The 15,330-nt window shown below is 63.1% G+C and carries 16 protein-coding genes; 11 read left to right on the forward strand and 5 right to left on the reverse strand.

The genetic code is table 11. The features are described 5' to 3' along the window. The first annotated feature begins 103 nt into the window (after positions 1-103). Both RCH14_RS20435 and RCH14_RS20440 read left to right on the forward strand, forming a co-directional pair. Positions 104-1,198 carry a phospholipase A gene (locus RCH14_RS20435; protein WP_343027929.1) on the forward strand — a complete coding sequence of 365 codons (1,095 nt, stop codon included), beginning with the start codon at positions 104-106 and terminating at the stop codon, positions 1,196-1,198. A 55-nt stretch (positions 1,199-1,253) separates the two neighbouring features. Further along, positions 1,254-2,261 (forward strand): fumarylacetoacetate hydrolase family protein, encoded by a 1,008-nt coding sequence (locus RCH14_RS20440; RefSeq protein ID WP_343027930.1) that lies wholly within the window; start codon positions 1,254-1,256, stop codon positions 2,259-2,261. Here RCH14_RS20440 and RCH14_RS20445 read toward each other — a convergent pair. Continuing rightward, positions 2,242-3,447: a hypothetical protein gene (locus RCH14_RS20445; protein ID WP_343027931.1), complete on the reverse strand. Its 1,206-nt coding sequence runs from the start codon at positions 3,445-3,447 to the stop codon at positions 2,242-2,244. The two genes, RCH14_RS20440 and RCH14_RS20445, sit on opposite strands and share 20 nt — an antisense overlap. 272 nt (positions 3,448-3,719) lie before the next feature. On the opposite strand from RCH14_RS20445, the gene RCH14_RS20450 reads away from it, so the two are divergent. The 3 genes from RCH14_RS20450 (at position 3,720) to flhA (ending at position 8,472) form a co-directional block, all read left to right on the forward strand. Next, positions 3,720-5,030 carry a glycosyltransferase gene (locus RCH14_RS20450; protein ID WP_343027932.1) on the forward strand — a complete coding sequence of 437 codons (1,311 nt, stop codon included), beginning with the start codon at positions 3,720-3,722 and terminating at the stop codon, positions 5,028-5,030. A gap of 158 nt (positions 5,031-5,188) precedes the next feature. Further along, positions 5,189-6,364, forward strand: a complete 1,176-nt coding sequence (gene flhB / locus RCH14_RS20455; RefSeq protein WP_343027933.1) for a flagellar biosynthesis protein FlhB — start codon at positions 5,189-5,191, stop codon at positions 6,362-6,364. Beyond that, complete coding sequence (gene flhA / locus RCH14_RS20460) at positions 6,361-8,472, forward strand: flagellar biosynthesis protein FlhA (protein ID WP_343027934.1); 2,112 nt, start codon at positions 6,361-6,363, stop codon at positions 8,470-8,472. The genes flhB and flhA overlap by 4 nt, the downstream gene beginning before the upstream one ends. Positions 8,473-8,503: 31 nt before the next feature. Here flhA and RCH14_RS20465 read toward each other — a convergent pair whose 3' ends face one another. The 3 genes from RCH14_RS20465 to RCH14_RS20475 form a co-directional block, all read right to left on the reverse strand. Next, on the reverse strand, positions 8,504-8,785 hold the full coding sequence (locus RCH14_RS20465) for a hypothetical protein (protein WP_343027935.1): 282 nt from the start codon (positions 8,783-8,785) through the stop codon (positions 8,504-8,506). Continuing rightward, positions 8,782-9,204, reverse strand: a complete 423-nt coding sequence (locus RCH14_RS20470; protein ID WP_407070101.1) for a DUF2778 domain-containing protein — start codon at positions 9,202-9,204, stop codon at positions 8,782-8,784. Before RCH14_RS20470 ends, RCH14_RS20465 begins: the two co-directional genes overlap by 4 nt. A gap of 147 nt (positions 9,205-9,351) precedes the next feature. Beyond that, on the reverse strand, positions 9,352-9,675 hold the full coding sequence (locus tag RCH14_RS20475) for a hypothetical protein (RefSeq protein WP_343027937.1): 324 nt from the start codon (positions 9,673-9,675) through the stop codon (positions 9,352-9,354). A gap of 304 nt (positions 9,676-9,979) precedes the next feature. Here RCH14_RS20475 and flhF point away from each other — a divergent pair, with 304 nt between their 5' ends. From flhF to RCH14_RS20505, 6 genes are all read left to right on the forward strand, one after another. Continuing rightward, a complete protein-coding gene (flhF, locus tag RCH14_RS20480) occupies positions 9,980-11,377 on the forward strand; it encodes a flagellar biosynthesis protein FlhF (RefSeq protein ID WP_343027938.1) in 1,398 nt (465 codons plus the stop codon). Continuing rightward, entirely contained in the window at positions 11,370-12,188 is an 819-nt protein-coding gene (locus tag RCH14_RS20485; RefSeq protein WP_343027939.1) for an antiactivator of flagellar biosynthesis FleN protein, read from the forward strand. The genes flhF and RCH14_RS20485 overlap by 8 nt, the downstream gene beginning before the upstream one ends. 42 nt (positions 12,189-12,230) lie before the next feature. Then, entirely contained in the window at positions 12,231-12,959 is a 729-nt protein-coding gene (locus RCH14_RS20490; RefSeq protein WP_343027940.1) for an RNA polymerase sigma factor FliA, read from the forward strand. Then, entirely contained in the window at positions 12,941-13,684 is a 744-nt protein-coding gene (locus RCH14_RS20495) for a flagellar motor protein (protein WP_343027941.1), read from the forward strand. The genes RCH14_RS20490 and RCH14_RS20495 overlap by 19 nt, the downstream gene beginning before the upstream one ends. 9 nt (positions 13,685-13,693) lie before the next feature. Then, on the forward strand, positions 13,694-14,449 hold the full coding sequence (gene motD, locus RCH14_RS20500) for a flagellar motor protein MotD (protein ID WP_343027942.1): 756 nt from the start codon (positions 13,694-13,696) through the stop codon (positions 14,447-14,449). A 79-nt stretch (positions 14,450-14,528) separates the two neighbouring features. Continuing rightward, entirely contained in the window at positions 14,529-15,044 is a 516-nt protein-coding gene (locus RCH14_RS20505; RefSeq protein WP_343027943.1) for a hypothetical protein, read from the forward strand. Here the strand turns inward: RCH14_RS20505 and RCH14_RS20510 are convergent, their stop codons facing one another. Continuing rightward, positions 15,045-15,311 carry a PAAR domain-containing protein gene (locus RCH14_RS20510; protein ID WP_343027944.1) on the reverse strand — a complete coding sequence of 89 codons (267 nt, stop codon included), beginning with the start codon at positions 15,309-15,311 and terminating at the stop codon, positions 15,045-15,047. Positions 15,312-15,330 lie beyond the last annotated feature (19 nt).

The following is a 15,330-nucleotide window of genomic DNA, read 5'->3' on the forward strand; positions in this document are numbered from 1 at the left end:
CCACAATATTCGTGCGACATCAACAGCCGAATTCCGCGACACTCCGTTTCGACGGCGTCCGGGCACCGGTTGTCGCACGAACGAATTTTCCAGAAAAATAACCATGTACGCATACCGACCGAGCCTCTCCCATTCCCTCGCCCTGATTCCATTGCTGCTGGCGCTGCCAGTCATGGCACAGAGCCAGCCGGCCACTTTGGCCGAATGCACCCCGATTCTCGACAGCGCCCAGCGCCTCGCCTGCTTCGACCGCGTTGCCAATACCGGCAGCGCCGCTGCCGCGACTGCCGCATCGACCCCGGTCGTCTCGCCGGCCGTGGCCGCCCAGAGCGCGTTTGACGCACCGCTGAACAGCGCCGTCGACCACAGCGCCACCATCGATCCAGCCGTCCAGGCCGCCGCCGAATACACGCTGAGCAGCCACTGGGAACTCGATTCGCGCGACAAGCGCGGCGCATTCAAGTTCCGTCCGCACCACCCCAACTATCTGATCGCCACCCGTACTCACCGTCCGAACGAAGCGCCGTATGCGGACTTCCTGGCGACCGACCCGGATGCTGAAGGCTTGTCGAAGGCCGAACTGGAATTCCAGCTCAGCGTCAAGATGAAACTGGTCGAAACCCTGTTCGAGCAACCGATCGACGTCTGGTTCGGCTACACCCAGAATTCGTTCTGGCAAGCGGCCAACCACAAGGCATCGAGCCCGTTCCGTGAAACCAATTACCAGCCGGAGATCATGGCAGTCATGCCACTGGACTTTGCCCTGGCCGGTATCAACTTCCGCTTCCTGAACCTGGGCTTCGTGCACCAGTCGAACGGCCAGTCGTCGAGCCTGTCGCGCAGCTGGAACCGCTACTACGCCCAAGTGGGCCTGGAACGTGGCCCACTGACCATGACCGCCAAGCTCTGGAAGCGCGTCAATGAATCGCTGGAAGACGACAACAACCCGGACATCACCGATTTCATGGGCCGCTTCGAGCTGGCCGGCAATTACCGCATGGGTAGCGGCCATGAAGTCTCGGCCCTCGTGCGCCGTAACTTCAGCACCGACAAGGGTGCAGTCCAGGTCGGTTGGGCGTTCCCGCTCGTCGGCCCGATCAAGGGCTATGTCAATGCGTTCGCTGGTTATGGCCAGAGCATGATCGACTACAACTACTTCCAGCGCAGCCTGGGCGTCGGTGTCATCGTCAAGTATTGATCGCTTTACACCTGCCTTACCGTAGAATGGCGGGCTTGTTCTCACGAGCCCGCCCATGAAACTTGCCTCGCTGGACGACGGCACCCGTGACGGCCAACTGGCCGTGGTGTCGCGCGACCTGTCTACTGCCCACATTGCCGACGGCATCGCGCCGAGTTTGCGCGCCGCGCTCGATGACTGGGCCTTCATTGCCCCGCAACTCGATGCACTCTACCGTCAGCTGAATGACGGCAAGGGGGACACCGCGGCGCGCCGGGCATTCGACTTCGACCCCACCCGTTGCATGGCGCCACTGCCGCGCGCCAGCACCCGCGTGTATGGCGCCACCTATCTGCACCATCACGACCTGGAACAGCGCGGGCTTGGACGCAGCGTTCCGGCTGCCTGGCGTGAAGCGCCGCAGCTGCGCCAGGCTGCGGGCGATGGTTTGCTCGGTCCCACGCAAGACCTGGTGCTGGCGCGCGAAGAGTGGGGCATCGACTTTGGCGCCGGGCTGGCCATCATCAGCGGCGACCTGCGCCAGGGCGCGACGCCCGATACGGCGCTGGGCCAGATTCGCCTGTTGTTGCTGGCCAATGACATCACGCTGCGCAATCTGCTGCCGGATGCCCTGGCTGCGGGTTTCGGCCTGCTGCAGGCTGAACCAGTTACCGCATTTGCACCGGTGGCGGTCACGCCGGACGAGTTGGGCGACGCCTGGGCTGCCGGAAAAGCCGCGCTGCCCCTGCGCGTGCGCTTCAATGGCAATCCGGTCGGCACACTCGAGGCGGGCGAGGACATGACGTTCAATTTTGCGCAGCTGCTGTCGGCGCTGGCGATGACGCGGCCGGTGACGGCCGGGACGATCGTGGGCTCGGGCGTGGTATCGAACCGGACCACCCGGCGCCATACGCCGGGCTACGCCAGCCTTGCCGAGGCACGCTGGATCGAGATGGCCGATGGCGGCGACGCGGTCACGCCATTCATGCGCTTTGGCGATACGGTGCGCATCGAGATGCTCGACGGGAATGGCAAATCGCTGTTCGGCGCGATCGAGCAGACGCTCAAGGCTGCGGCATCCTGACGCCGGGCTCGTCCCAGAAGCCAGCGCCACCTGGCACGCCGCGCAGATTGACCTGCACCGGCCGGCTGATCCGGCGCAGCGCATCGGCACGTATCAGACGCCCATCCGGTTCATGCAGCCGGTACCAGAGAAAGGCCACGCCCGACAAGGCCAGGCGCTCGCCCGTGAACAGATGATCGCGCTGTACGGCAAGACCTTCGAGCCGCAGATCGACATCGAGCACTAGTGCACCGGCGCTACGCTCGGCCTGGCCGAGATAGCGCGCCGTCGTGAAGAGCGGGCTCTTGTCGCTTGCTTCGCCCGCGCGCAGCGAGTCGATGAAGCTGTCGGCCGCCTTGAGCTGTCCCGTCGCAGCGGCCGCGACGGCGGCCAGCTCTTTTTTGCTCTCGCCCTTGGCGGTGGCGGCCAGCGCGTCGAGTACATCGACGTGGCGCGCGAGTGCAGCGCGTTCCAGTCCCACCAGCCGCACCCGTTCCAGCAGGGCCGCGTGGCGCGTGACGTCGAGTTCGCCCATATAGCCGCCGCTCAGTCCAGCAAGGCGGGCAGGGCAGTTGCGCGCCATGGCGCTGGCAAACAGGGCGCGGGCGCCGTCGCCGTAGGCGGTACCGGCCAGCGTGGTGTCGGTTTTGAACAGGTTGGCCAGATCGGCGCCGGCGCGCAGCACCATCGCCGGCGCTGTCAGCCAGGCAAGCAGCACGGCGCTGCGCCGGCGCGCGCCAGGTGTCGAGCTGGTCTCGATATAGCGCTGCAGCTCGGCGTTGCGCGCAGCCAATTCTTGCGCCTCGCGGAGCAGCGCAGCGTCGACCGTGCGCGCCACCACGATGCCCTGGCTGACGGACGCGTCGTACAGGATGACGACGCGCCCAGGCGGCAGAATTTGGCAAATTTCGGCTGCCAGTACCAGCGTCAGGTCGACGGCGCGTGCCAGGCCGGCGGCGCCGAACCCGCGGATATCGACGCTGCCGCCCAGTGTCCTGGCCTGCGCCGGCGGCAGGCGCGCCAGCAATTCGGCGCGCTCGGCTTCGGCGATCGCCTGCCGGGCTTCGGCTTCCTGCAGCCGCGCCCGCGCTTCGAGCAGGTCGGGCGATGCGGCGCCCTGAGGGATGGCATGCGCCGAATGCACGGCGCCCAGACATAACATGACGATCGAATAGAACACTCGTGCGGTTGAATATCGTCGCGCCATGATTTGCCCCAATTGGGTAATAAGAAATAAATCTATCTGAATATCACTAGAGAAAAGTGTAACAATTTGTGGAGAAATGGTAGGAGAAGTATCTGTACTATTGATTGTTGCAGCGCAACGTACCTAAAATTGCTCAATAAGTCGTTCACAATCAAGGGCTTGTATGACATCGATAATCATGAGTGGGATTGTGCGAGAAAGTCTGTGTCAACACGAATCGGGAAGAAGCGACCCGAAATGCGATAGAATTGCCGGGTTAACAAAGTGGTTCTATGAGTATTTATAACTTGCCATTAGCCGGCCTCGAAATCGGCTTCGCCACATCGCTGATCGTATCGCTCCTGCTCGTGCTCACCACACGCTGGCATGGTCGCTACTCGCTTGATGCAACGCGTGGCGTGCAGAAATTCCATATCACCCCAACCCCGCGTATTGGCGGCGCCGCCATCATGACCGGCCTCTGGATGGCGCTCGGCGTCCTGCCGCAAGCGCAGCGCGATTTACTGCTGCCAGTTCTCGTTGCCTCGCTGCCAGCCTTCGTCTTTGGCCTGGCCGAAGACCTGACCCGCACCGTCTCCGTGCGCACCCGCCTGCTGGCCACCATCGGCAGTGGCGTGGTGTGCTGGTTCCTCACGGGCGTCACGTTGCAGCACACGGGCCTGCCACTGCTCGACGGCATGCTCGGCTGGTTGCCTTTCTCCGTGTTGTTTACCGCGTTTGCTGTCGGCGGCGTTGCCAATGCCGTCAATATCATCGATGGTTTCAATGGCCTGGCCAGCGGGACGGTCGTCATCGGCCTCGGTACGCTGGGCCTGATCGCCTTGGGCGCCGGCGATATTCACCTGGCGCAGTTGTGCTTCGTGATCTGCGCCGTCACTGCAGGCTTTTTTCTCGTCAATTTCCCCTTAGGCAAGCTGTTCCTTGGGGATGGCGGCGCCTACCTGCTCGGCTTCCTGCTGGCCTGGTTGTCGGTCATGCTGGTCTACCGCAATCCGTCCGTGTCGGCCTGGGCGCCTCTGCTGGCCTGCGCCTACCCGGTATTCGAAACCGTCTTCACGATCATGCGTCGCCTGTGGTGCCGGCGCCATCCGGGCCATCCGGACAGCTGGCACCTGCACAGCCTGGTCAAGACGGCGATCACTGCGCGCTACCTGCGCATGCTGCCGCCACCGCTGCGCAATGCCTTCGTCTCGCCAGTCTCGTGGGGCATCGCTCTGGTGCCGGCCGCGCTGGCCGTCAATTATGCGGGCGAGCCAGAGGTGCTGGTGCAGGGCGCGCTGGCCAGCTTCGCGCTGTACCTGGGCGTGTACGCGCTGGTCGTCGCGGCCTGGCGCGCCCGGCGCCGCCACGCGCCGATCGTCATACCAGTGGCGGCCGCGCCGCTGGCGCCGAAGGCAGCCACCGTCGTCGTCAAGCCGGTGGCGGTCAAGCCACTCATTACCACCAGCAGCAATGGCCAGGGCACGACGTCCGGCCTGGTTGTTGCCCGCATTGCCAACCCATCCGCCGCCAACCAGCCTGGCGGCCTGGCCGATCACAGCCACAAGCAGGCAGCGCCGGTCCTCGCGCGCCGGCGCATGTAATTTTCACCCGGGCTGCAGCCCGCACGACGCCGTCCCTGAACTGGGGCGGGTTTCCCCGCTTGTTCTCGACCTGTCCGCACGGCAATTTCAGCGATAATCTCGCTCGCGCGGTACAAAGGTGCCGCTAAGACATTCAAGAGCAATCGAGCGGGGGCAGCATGTCGGATGACAGCGACGCAGAAAAGACCGAAGACGCATCGCCCAGAAAGATCGAGAAAGCGCGCGAAGAAGGCGACGTTCCCCGATCGCGCGAGCTGGCGACGTTCACTGTCCTGATGACGGCCGGCGCCTGCCTGTGGGCATTTGGCGGCATGCTCGTCGGCAGACTGGCGACATCCCTGAAGTCCGGTCTCACGCTCGACCGCGAGCAAATCTTCAATCCCAATATCCTGCTCGAACGCATTCTCAACGACATCGTCAGCGTGATGCTGGCCTGCCTGCCGATCGCCGGCGCCATCATGCTCATCGCCCTGATCTCGCCGCTGCTGATCGGCGGCTGGCTGTTCTCGTCCAAGGCATTCATGCCGAACTTCGGCAAGCTCAACCCGATCAAGGGTATCGGCAATATGTTCTCCAAGAACGCGCTGGTCGAGTTATTCAAAGCCATCATCAAGACCATCATCATCGGCGTGGTGGCCTGGATCGTCGTCAGCGGCCAGAAAGAGGCGATGCTGGGCCTGGCGGTCGAGCCGCTCAATGAAAGCAGCGCCCACGTCGGCGACATGATCGGCCGTTCGTTCCTGTTCATCACCGGCGCGCTGGGGGTGATTGCGCTCATCGATGGCCCGTATCAGTTGTGGCATTGGAAAGACAAACTGAAGATGACGCGCCAGGAAGTGATCCAGGAATCGAAGGAATCGGACGGCAATCCTCAGATTAAGGGGAAGATTCGGCAGATGCAGCGCGAAATGGCCCGGGGCCGGATGATGCAAAATGTCCCTACTGCTGATGTGATCGTTACTAACCCGACCCACTATGCAGTCGCACTGAAGTACGCGGATGGCAAGGGTGCGCCGCGGGTGGTGGCCAAGGGCGTCGACGATATCGCGGCCAAGATCCGCGAAATGGGCGCTGAGAACAAGGTGCCCATGCTCGAAGCCCCGGCCCTGGCCCGCGCCCTGTTCAAGCACACCGAGATCGATGAAGAGATTCCGGAAAAGCTGTACTCGGCGGTGGCGGAAGTGCTGGCCTACGTGTACCAGCTGCGGGCGTACAAGAAGGGCGAGGGCGACTACCCGGATCGCCCGACCAGGTTGAAAGTACCTGCCGAGATGGACCCGCTGAACCCGGCCTCGCAACAGCGACCGGCACCCGATAATGGAGCAACTGAATGACCAACAGCATGAAACTGCCAGCCTGGATGAGCGGCCTTGGAGCACAAGGCGGCAAGGCGGCGGCGCCGATTCTGATCATCATGCTGTTGGCGATGATGATCTTGCCGCTGCCGGCGTTCGTGCTGGACGTGTTTTTCAGTTTCAATATTGCGCTGTCGATCATCGTGTTGCTGACCGCGCTGTACACGGTCAAGCCGCTCGACTTCCTGGCCTTTCCATCGATCCTTCTCGTCTCGACGATGCTGCGCCTCGCGCTGAACGTCGCCTCGACCCGTATCGTGCTGACCGAAGGGCACACGGGCAGCGCCGCTGCCGGCAAGGTCGTCGAGGCCTTTGGCCACTTTCTGATCGGCGGTAACTACACCGTTGGTATCGTTGTCTTCATCATCCTGACCATCATCAACTTCTCGGTCGTGACCAAGGGCGCGGGCCGTATCGCCGAAGTCGGTGCACGCTTTGCGCTGGACGCCATGCCGGGTAAACAGATGGCGATCGACGCCGACCTGAACGCTGGCCTGATCGGCGAAGACGAAGCGCGCAAGCGCCGCCAGGAAGTCTCGCAAGAGGCCGAGTTCTATGGTGCGATGGACGGTGCTTCGAAGTACGTGAAGGGCGATGCCGTCGCCGGTATCATGATTACCGTGATCAACCTGATCGCCGGTCTGATCGTCGGCGTCGTCATGCACGACCTCGCCATCGGCGAAGCGACCAAGATCTACACGCTGCTGGCCATCGGTGATGGCCTGGTTGCGCAGATTCCTTCGCTGATCATCTCGATCGCGGCCGGTATGGTCGTCTCGCGCGTGGCCAACGATGAAGACGTCAGCTCGCAGCTGACCAACCAACTGTTCGCCCGTCCCGAAGCGCTGTACATCACGGCCGCCATCATCGGCGGTCTGGGCATGATCCCTGGCATGCCGAACATGGTCTTCCTGCTGCTGGCCGGCTCGCTTGCTGCCGGTGGCTACTTTATCTCGAAGCGCAAGAAGGAAGCGCCGGCACAGGCGGAGGCCGCTGCCGTGGCCGATGCCGCCGCCGCCGCCCGCACGGCGCCGGCCGAGAGCGAAGAAGCGACCTGGCAGGATGTGATGCCGGTCGATACGCTGGGCCTGGAGGTGGGCTACCGCCTGATTCCGCTGGTCGACAAGAACCAGGGCGGCGAGCTGCTCAAGCGCATCAAGGGCATCCGCAAGAAGTTCGCGCAAGAAGTGGGTTTTCTGGCGCCGCCAGTGCACATCCGCGACAACCTGGAACTCAAGCCGTCGGCATACCGCATCACGCTCAAGGGCGTCGAAGTGGGTAACGGCGAAGCACTCAACGGCCAGTTCCTGGCGATCAACCCGGGCATGGCCAGCGGCACGCTGCCAGGCGTGGTCACCACCGACCCGGCCTTCGGCCTGCCGGCGACCTGGATCGAAGCGAGCCTGCGCGACGAAGCGCAAAGCATGGGTTACACCGTGGTCGATGCCGGCACCGTGGTTGCCACGCACCTGAACCACTTGATCACGCTGCATGCGTCGGAACTGCTGGGCCGCATGGAAGTGCAGGCGCTGCTGGACCACCTGGGCAAGGAGACCCCGAAACTGGTCGAAGACCTGGTACCGAAAGTCGTGTCGCTGTCGACGCTGCAAAAAGTGCTGCAAAACCTGCTGGTCGAAGGCGTGCACATCCGCGATATGCGCTCGATCATCGAGGCGCTGTCGGAGCACGCCGGCATGACGCAAGACCCGGCCGAACTGACCGCCGTGGTGCGCGTGTCGCTGGGGCGTGCGATCGTCCAGCAATTGTTCCCGGGCGAGAACGAATTGTCGGTGATGACTCTGGACAACCGCCTCGAGCGCCTGTTGATGCAGGCGATGGGCGCCGGTGGCGACGGTACCGGCATCGAGCCGGGCCTGGCCGATACGATCGCCCAGCAGGCAGCGCATGCCGCCAACCAGCAAGAGCAGATGGGCCTGTCACCCGTGCTGCTGGTGCCGGCGCCACTGCGCGTACTGCTGTCGCGCTTCCTGCGCCGCGCCGTGCCGGCCCTCAAGGTGCTGTCGCATGCCGAAGTGCCCGAGACCAAGACGATTCGCGTGACGAGCCTGGTTGGCGTGCCGATGTAATCGCCAAGGCAGCGCTTGTGCGCTGCCTTGGCTAGTGGTGCGCCAGCGGAGATCTGCGTAGTTTGCGCAAGATATGGATGCCGGTCGATGTGACGATCAGTACGATCACCAGTGCACCGACCAGAGCGACAAGCAACTCGACATCGGCCATTTCCTCACCGTTGGTTGCGCCGTACAGATCGCTGACCCAGATAAAGAAGGGAATTGGCACCTGCGGGAAGAGGTAGTGGTATGTCAGCCAGAAGCGGGCAAGTGCAGCGGTAGCGACCAGTACCCATATCGTCAGCAGGCTTCGCACGAAAATTTTCTTCACGTGACAGTCACCCGGCCGTAAGCTGTCAACGTGCTATTGGGGATGGTCATCTCGGTCGTCGCCTTGATGTGAGCGCGCAAAATGTTGAAGTCGACTTCCCGCTCGATGGTGATGCAGCCTCTGCTGATACCGGCTGGTCCTTTTGGATGCAGACGGAAGTTGCCCCGTTTGACCCTGTCGCAAAAAAATTCGTCATCGACGTTGCCATCCGCGGCATAGAGGGCAAACCAGTCAGACCGGCCGGTGAATACGTCGCGGAGCGCTCCCAGCTTACCGCCAGAATGGCGATCGAGCAGGTAGTAGACACCCGGAGGAATCGGACCGGAATTCGCGTTGCAAATGAACTCCCTGCGGTTTACCTGGTTGTCCAAGCCCGAAAAGGCTGGAAATTTTAAAGAGCGCATTTCAAATGTGCTCATCGGCTTACCGTTGAGTTTGAACGTACATTCGACCATATGGAACCCCTTGAAGCCTGGTTGAGAAGCTTCTGATCATAGGTAGCTGGTGCAGGCAGTCGCTGAGGTGTCACAACCGATGACGCTGCCACAGCGGGGGCGCCATGACGCCTAGCCAATCACGATCTGCTGTTCGATCGGCCCCAGATCGGTGATCGTCACGAGGACATGCAGTGGACTGTCCCAGTCGACATGCAGATGAAACTCGACGCCGCCGGCGCCACCTTCGGGATCGTGCGGCCCGATATTGGTGACATACACATTGGCTTCGCCCAGGTGAGGGCGGCCGGGCGGTGAATCAAACGGGTCGAGCACCGCTTTCCATTCTGCGGCCGTGATGAGAACGGCCGAACTCTCGGTGAGACCGGGCCAGTTGAAATTGCGGCGTACACGGCCCTGTACGTTACGGTAGATCAGCCGGATCGAGCGTGCCATGGGGGGGGGCTCCTGATGGGCGTTTGCGGCACGCCAGTCGTGCCAGTCACGATTCGACCCGGCCAGTATCCGCAAGATCGGCACCCGAACGCCATCTTCCTGCGCCAGCGCAATCCTCGGTGAGACCTGTACAGATGCTGCCAAGTCGCAATAAACTGGTATCACTTTTTCTGATTATGGGGAAATAGACCCTTTTCCCCATCCTTCTCGGTTGATCGTTTCCGCACGGCATCGACAATAATGATTCTTATCGATGGGCATGTGCCCGTCATGCAGAACATAGATTGAAGTGCGGAGAACCACGATGAAAGTGAAGAAATTTACAGCGGCAACTTCCCGGGATGCCTTGCGCAAGGTGCGCGAAGCCCTGGGCCCGGATGCCGTCATCCTGTCCAACCGTCCGGTCGACGGCGCCGTCGAAATTCTGGCGCTCGACAACGACGATGTCGCCTCGCTGTCCGCGCCTGTCGCCGATTCCGACATGGCCCAGCCAAAACCGCAGCTGCAGCACTTCGACGAACTCGCACCCGCTGCCCCGCGTGCCACGCCGGCACGCCGCTACCAGGATGCCGGTCCGGTCATGAACTCGCCGGTTGCGCCTGCCTATGTCGCGCCCGTGGCGCCGCTGGCCCCGGCTGAACCGGCCGCGACCTACGCCGAACGCCGCGCACCCGCGCCTGAACCGACCATCGACATGGCCGCCATGACCGCCATGGTGAGCGCCGCCATCACCCAGGCCAAGGAGTCGGCGAGCTCTGAAGTCAGCAACATGATAAGCGAAATCCGCGCCATGCGCGGCCTGATGGAAACCCAGCTGGCCGAACTGTCGTGGGGCTCGACTGCCCAGCGCGAACCCCACAAGGCCACAGTGCTGCGCGAAATGCTGGCCGCCGGTTTCTCTGCCACGCTGGCGCGCTACATCATTGAAAAAATGCCGGCTACCAATGACGCGGCGCAAGCCATGCGCTGGGTGAAGACCGTGCTGGCCCGCAACCTTGCGACCATCGGCAACGAAGACGCGATGCTGTCCGAAGGCGGTGTGTTCGCGCTGGTCGGCCCGACCGGCGTGGGCAAGACCACCACGACGGCCAAGCTGGCCGCGCGCTGCGTGATGCGCCACGGCCCGGACAAGCTGGCCCTGATCACCACCGATGCCTACCGTATCGGCGGTCACGAGCAACTGCGCATCTACGGCAAGATCCTCGGCGTGATGGTGCACTCGGTGAAGGACGAGGCCGATCTGCGCATCGCGCTGAAAGAACTGCGCAACAAGCACACGGTGCTGATCGACACCATCGGCATGTCGCAGCGCGACCACATGGTGGCCGAGCAGGTCGCGATGCTGTCGGGCTCGGGTGCCGAAGTCAAGCGCCTGCTGTGCCTGAACTCGACGTCGACCAACGAGACGCTGAACGAAGTCGTGCGCGCCTACCAGGGCAGCGGCCTGCACGGCGCGATCATGACCAAGATGGACGAAGCCGCCTCAACCGGCGGCGTGCTCGACATCGTCATTCGCCAGAAGCTCAAACTCCATTACGTGTCGAACGGCCAGCGCGTGCCGGAAGACCTGCACGTGGCCGACAGCGCGATGCTGATCGACCGCGCTTTCCGCAACCACGGCGAGGCGCCTCTTGATGCCGATCTGCCGATGCTGATGGCAGCCACCGCAAAGGCCAACCGCCGCGAGGTGTCGCATGGCTAGTTTTGACTTCGACCAGGCAGAAGGCCTGCGCCGCATGCTGCAAGGCCCGCGTCCGCGCGTGGTCACGTTCCTGTCGGCCACGCCAGAAGACGACAAGGGCGCGATGCTGGTGAACCTGGGCGCCTCGCTGGCCCAGGCCGGCAACGAAGTACTGATCGTCGATGCCTGCAACGTCGAGTACGGCGTCGCCCGCCGCCTGGGCCTGAACCGCTGCGCCTCGCTGCTGCAGGTGGCGCGCCAGGAAAGCGCGCTGAACCAGGTAATCCATCCGGCCCCGCAAGGCTTCTCGGTCGTGCCGATGGGCACGCCCGAATCGACCGACGATGTGCGGCGCCTGAGCAAGACGTTCGACGTGCTGGCCACGCAGGCGGCCATCGTCATCGTCGATGGCGAACTGGGCCCGGACGGCGAATTTCCGGTGCCCTTGATGTCCAGTTCCGAGATCGTGATCCAGGTGTCCACCAGTGCGGCGTCGATCACCAATGCCTACTCGCTCATCAAGCGCCTGACGCAGGAACTGGGCCGCCGGCCATTCGGCATCCTGGTAACCGGCGCATCCGAGGGGGAGGCCAAGGTGGTATACGATAATATGTCATTGGCAGCAACACGTTACCTGGCCGTCAAGCTCAGTTTCATGGGCGCCGTGCCGGCCGACGAATACCTGCACCGCGCTGCGCGCCTGGGCCGGGCCGTGGTCGACGCGTTCCCGCTGGCCGGCGCATCGGTTGCGTTTCGCCAGCTGGCCGGAAAGTTCGCACTGCCCGCACTGCCGCAGTTCGGCCGCCAGGGCAGCACGTCCATCGGTTCCTGACACCGTCGCTAACGACATATAAAGAAAAAGACATACGCCAGCATGTATACGGTCAAAGGGAAAGCGGACAAGAATTCTTTGCTGACGGAGCATATGCCGTTGGTAAAGCGTCTTGCCCACCACATGAAGGCGAAGCTGCCGCCTTCGGTGGAGGTCGATGACCTGATCCAGGCCGGCATGATTGGTTTGCTCGATGCGATCAACCGCTACGAAGACGACCACGGCGCGCAGTTCGAGACCTATGCCGTGCTGCGCATCCGCGGCGCGATGCTCGACGAGCTGCGCGCCAGCGACTGGATGCCGCGCAGCACGCGCCAGAACATGCGCAAGGTCGAGGGCGCGATGCAGTCGCTGCAGCAGCGCCTTGGCCGCCCGCCGAGCGAATCCGAGGTGGCCGCATCGCTCAAGATCTCGCTCGACGAGTACCAGGACATGCTGGCCGACTCGGGCGGCCACCAGTTGCTGTACTACGAAGACTTTCATGCCGACGAAGGCAGCGACAACTTTCTCGATCGCTACGCGGTGGACGATGCCGACCCGCTGCGCAGCCTGATGGAAACCGATTTTCGCCAGGCCGTGATCGACGCGATCGACAAGCTGCCGCCGCGCGAAAAGCTCCTGATGGGCTTGTACTACGAAGAAGAACTGAACCTGAAGGAAATCGGCGCCGTGATGGGCGTGAGTGAATCGCGGGTGTCGCAGCTGCACACCCAGGCCGTCGCACGTTTGCGCACCACCTTACGGGAGCAATTATGGACTGGGCCAGCGTAATCGGCCTGGTGCTGGCGATCGCCGGCATCTTTCTCGGTTACACCCTCGACGGCGGCAAGTTCTCGTCGTTGATCCAGCCTGCCGCATTTGCCATCGTGGTGGTCGGCACCTTCGGCGCCGTGCTGCTGCAAAGCGAGACGCGCACCTTCTTGCGCGGCATCACCATGTTGCGCTGGGTATTCGTGCCACCAAAAAACGGGCGCCAGAAACTGTCGCGCGAAATCGCACTATGGAGCCTGACGGCGCGCCGCGATGGCTTGCTGTCGCTCGAACAATTCATGAGCAAGGCCGACCCGTTCGTCGCCAAGGGCTTGCGCCTGGTGGTCGACGGCATCGCGCCCGAGAAAGTGCGCAGCCTGCTCGAACACGAAATCAACGGCTACGAATTCGCCCAGCGCCAGGCGGCGCGCATCTGGGAATCGGCCGCCGGCTACTCGCCGACAATCGGCATCCTGGGCGCCGTGCTGGGCCTGATCCACGTGATGGAAAACCTGTCCGATCCGGCCCGTCTGGGCTCGGGCATCGCGGTGGCATTCGTCTCGACCGTGTATGGCGTGGGCATGGCCAATCTGTTCTTTTACCCGGTGGGCAACAAGCTCAAGGCCATCGTCAGCGACAAGGTATCGCAGTACGAGATCCTGGCCGAAGTCTTTTCCGACCTGGCCAGCGGCGACCACGGCCGCGTCGTCGACGAACGCGTCGCCAGCCTGCTCACGCACCACTAGGCCAGCGCCATGGCCCGCAAGCGCTACGACGACGATGTTCCCACCGAAAACCACGAGCGCTGGCTGATTTCGTACGCCGACCTGATCACGCTGCTGTTCGCGTTTTTCGTCGTCATGTACGCCATCTCCATTGTCAACGAGGGCAAGTACCAGGTGCTGTCCGATGCGCTCGGGAATGCATTCGGCGGCCGCGGCGCAGCCACCCAGGTCAACACCAACGTCGAACCCGTGCTGCCGCTGTCGCACATCATCAACCGCCGCCGCAACGAGGCAGCGCGGCGCGAGCAGGAAAAGATGGGCGTGATGGCGCGCGAACTGTCGGCAACCCTGCTGCCGCTGGTGAAGTCGGGCCAGGTACGGGTGATCCAGAACGCGCGCGGCATCAGCGTCGAGATCAACGCGAGCGTGCTGTTCCCGCAGGGCGAAGCAGTGCTCGACGGCGAAGGCCAGGAAATCCTCGCGCAGGTGGCTGGCCTGCTCAGGAACGATACGCACCGCATCGAGGTCGAAGGCCATACCGACGACCTGCCGATTGCCAATCCGCTGTATCCATCGAACTGGGAACTGTCGACCGCGCGCGCGAGCAGCGTGGTGCGGCTGTTCGCCGCCAACGGCGTGTCCGAGGTGCGCCTGTCGGCGATCGGCTTTGCGGCGACGCGGCCCGTGGCGCCCAATAGCGACGAGATCGGCAAGGCGCGCAACCGGCGCGTGGCGGTGATGATCCTGGCCGCGCTGCCCGAGACCGGCGGTAACATACTTCCGTGAATGTATTGATGGATTCATGCCATAATCGACAGGCAGCGTCGCGCGGGTGACGCCTGCCGTGAATCCTCGAGGAGTCGCAATGCATGTCAAACGAAGCTCGCCGGCGGCCAAGCTGGCAATGGTGCTGTCGCTGGTCAGCCTGGTTGGTGTGGTCAACGCCGTGGAGGCCAAGGTGAACGTCCATCACCGGCTCGAAGTGGAAACCGGGGCCGGCAAGGTCAAGGTACGGGTACTGATCGAGAACCGGGGTGATGCGCCGGTATGGATCCCGCGCGAAATTGCGCTGGGCGACGATCTGAGCGCCCCACGGTTTGCGCTGAGCTCACTGACGGACACGGTCGCGTACACGGGCCGCATGGTCAAGCGCGGCCCGCTGAACGCTGCCGATTACCTTGAAATAAAGCCGCAGACGACCTACCTGAACACGCTGGACATCACGCAGGCGTATGCGTTCAAGCCGGGACAGCACAGTTACGAGATCCGGTATGCCGGCCCGTGGGTGACCGATCTGCGCAAGCTCGACGCGGGCGGCATCAAGAGCAGCCCGGCGCTGCCGGTGAAGTTCTCGCACACGGTCAGGATGGCCGCGCGCTGATCACGGCACCTTGCAATTGGTGGCGCTGGCGATCAGCGTCGCGCCACAACTCGTCTTGTCGCCATCGAAGGCAATCAAACTGCCGTCGATTTTATGGTGCGCCGAGCCGCTGACGATCTTGCAGCCGTTGTGACCTTTGATGGGACAACTGCAGGTGTCGCCCACGCACGCTACCGGAATGCCCCCCACACTGACATGCCGCGCGCTGACGCTGAGAACCTTGCCGCCATGCGAGGTGGCGTCGCCGAGCCTGATGATATTGCGCATGATTGAGCCTCTCTTGTGA

It is taken from the genome of Massilia sp. MP_M2 (assembly GCF_039123635.1).
In the GTDB taxonomy this organism is placed as follows: domain Bacteria; phylum Pseudomonadota; class Gammaproteobacteria; order Burkholderiales; family Burkholderiaceae_D; genus Telluria.

Excerpts from the sequence above, each read along its gene's own strand:
- RCH14_RS20435 (WP_343027929.1), top strand. The coding sequence starts at position 104 with ATGTACGCATACCGACCGAGCCTCTCCCATTCCCTCGCCCTGATTCCA.
- RCH14_RS20440 (WP_343027930.1), top strand. The coding sequence starts at position 1,254 with ATGAAACTTGCCTCGCTGGACGACGGCACCCGTGACGGCCAACTGGCC.
- RCH14_RS20445 (WP_343027931.1), bottom strand. The coding sequence starts at position 3,447 with ATGGCGCGACGATATTCAACCGCACGAGTGTTCTATTCGATCGTCATG.
- RCH14_RS20450 (WP_343027932.1), top strand. The coding sequence starts at position 3,720 with ATGAGTATTTATAACTTGCCATTAGCCGGCCTCGAAATCGGCTTCGCC.
- flhB (WP_343027933.1), top strand. The coding sequence starts at position 5,189 with ATGTCGGATGACAGCGACGCAGAAAAGACCGAAGACGCATCGCCCAGA.
- flhA (WP_343027934.1), top strand. The coding sequence starts at position 6,361 with ATGACCAACAGCATGAAACTGCCAGCCTGGATGAGCGGCCTTGGAGCA.
- RCH14_RS20470 (WP_407070101.1), bottom strand. The coding sequence starts at position 9,204 with ATGAGCACATTTGAAATGCGCTCTTTAAAATTTCCAGCCTTTTCGGGC.
- RCH14_RS20475 (WP_343027937.1), bottom strand. The coding sequence starts at position 9,675 with ATGGCACGCTCGATCCGGCTGATCTACCGTAACGTACAGGGCCGTGTA.
- flhF (WP_343027938.1), top strand. The coding sequence starts at position 9,980 with ATGAAAGTGAAGAAATTTACAGCGGCAACTTCCCGGGATGCCTTGCGC.
- RCH14_RS20485 (WP_343027939.1), top strand. The coding sequence starts at position 11,370 with ATGGCTAGTTTTGACTTCGACCAGGCAGAAGGCCTGCGCCGCATGCTG.
- RCH14_RS20490 (WP_343027940.1), top strand. The coding sequence starts at position 12,231 with ATGTATACGGTCAAAGGGAAAGCGGACAAGAATTCTTTGCTGACGGAG.
- RCH14_RS20495 (WP_343027941.1), top strand. The coding sequence starts at position 12,941 with ATGGACTGGGCCAGCGTAATCGGCCTGGTGCTGGCGATCGCCGGCATC.
- motD (WP_343027942.1), top strand. The coding sequence starts at position 13,694 with ATGGCCCGCAAGCGCTACGACGACGATGTTCCCACCGAAAACCACGAG.
- RCH14_RS20505 (WP_343027943.1), top strand. The coding sequence starts at position 14,529 with ATGCATGTCAAACGAAGCTCGCCGGCGGCCAAGCTGGCAATGGTGCTG.
- RCH14_RS20510 (WP_343027944.1), bottom strand. The coding sequence starts at position 15,311 with ATGCGCAATATCATCAGGCTCGGCGACGCCACCTCGCATGGCGGCAAG.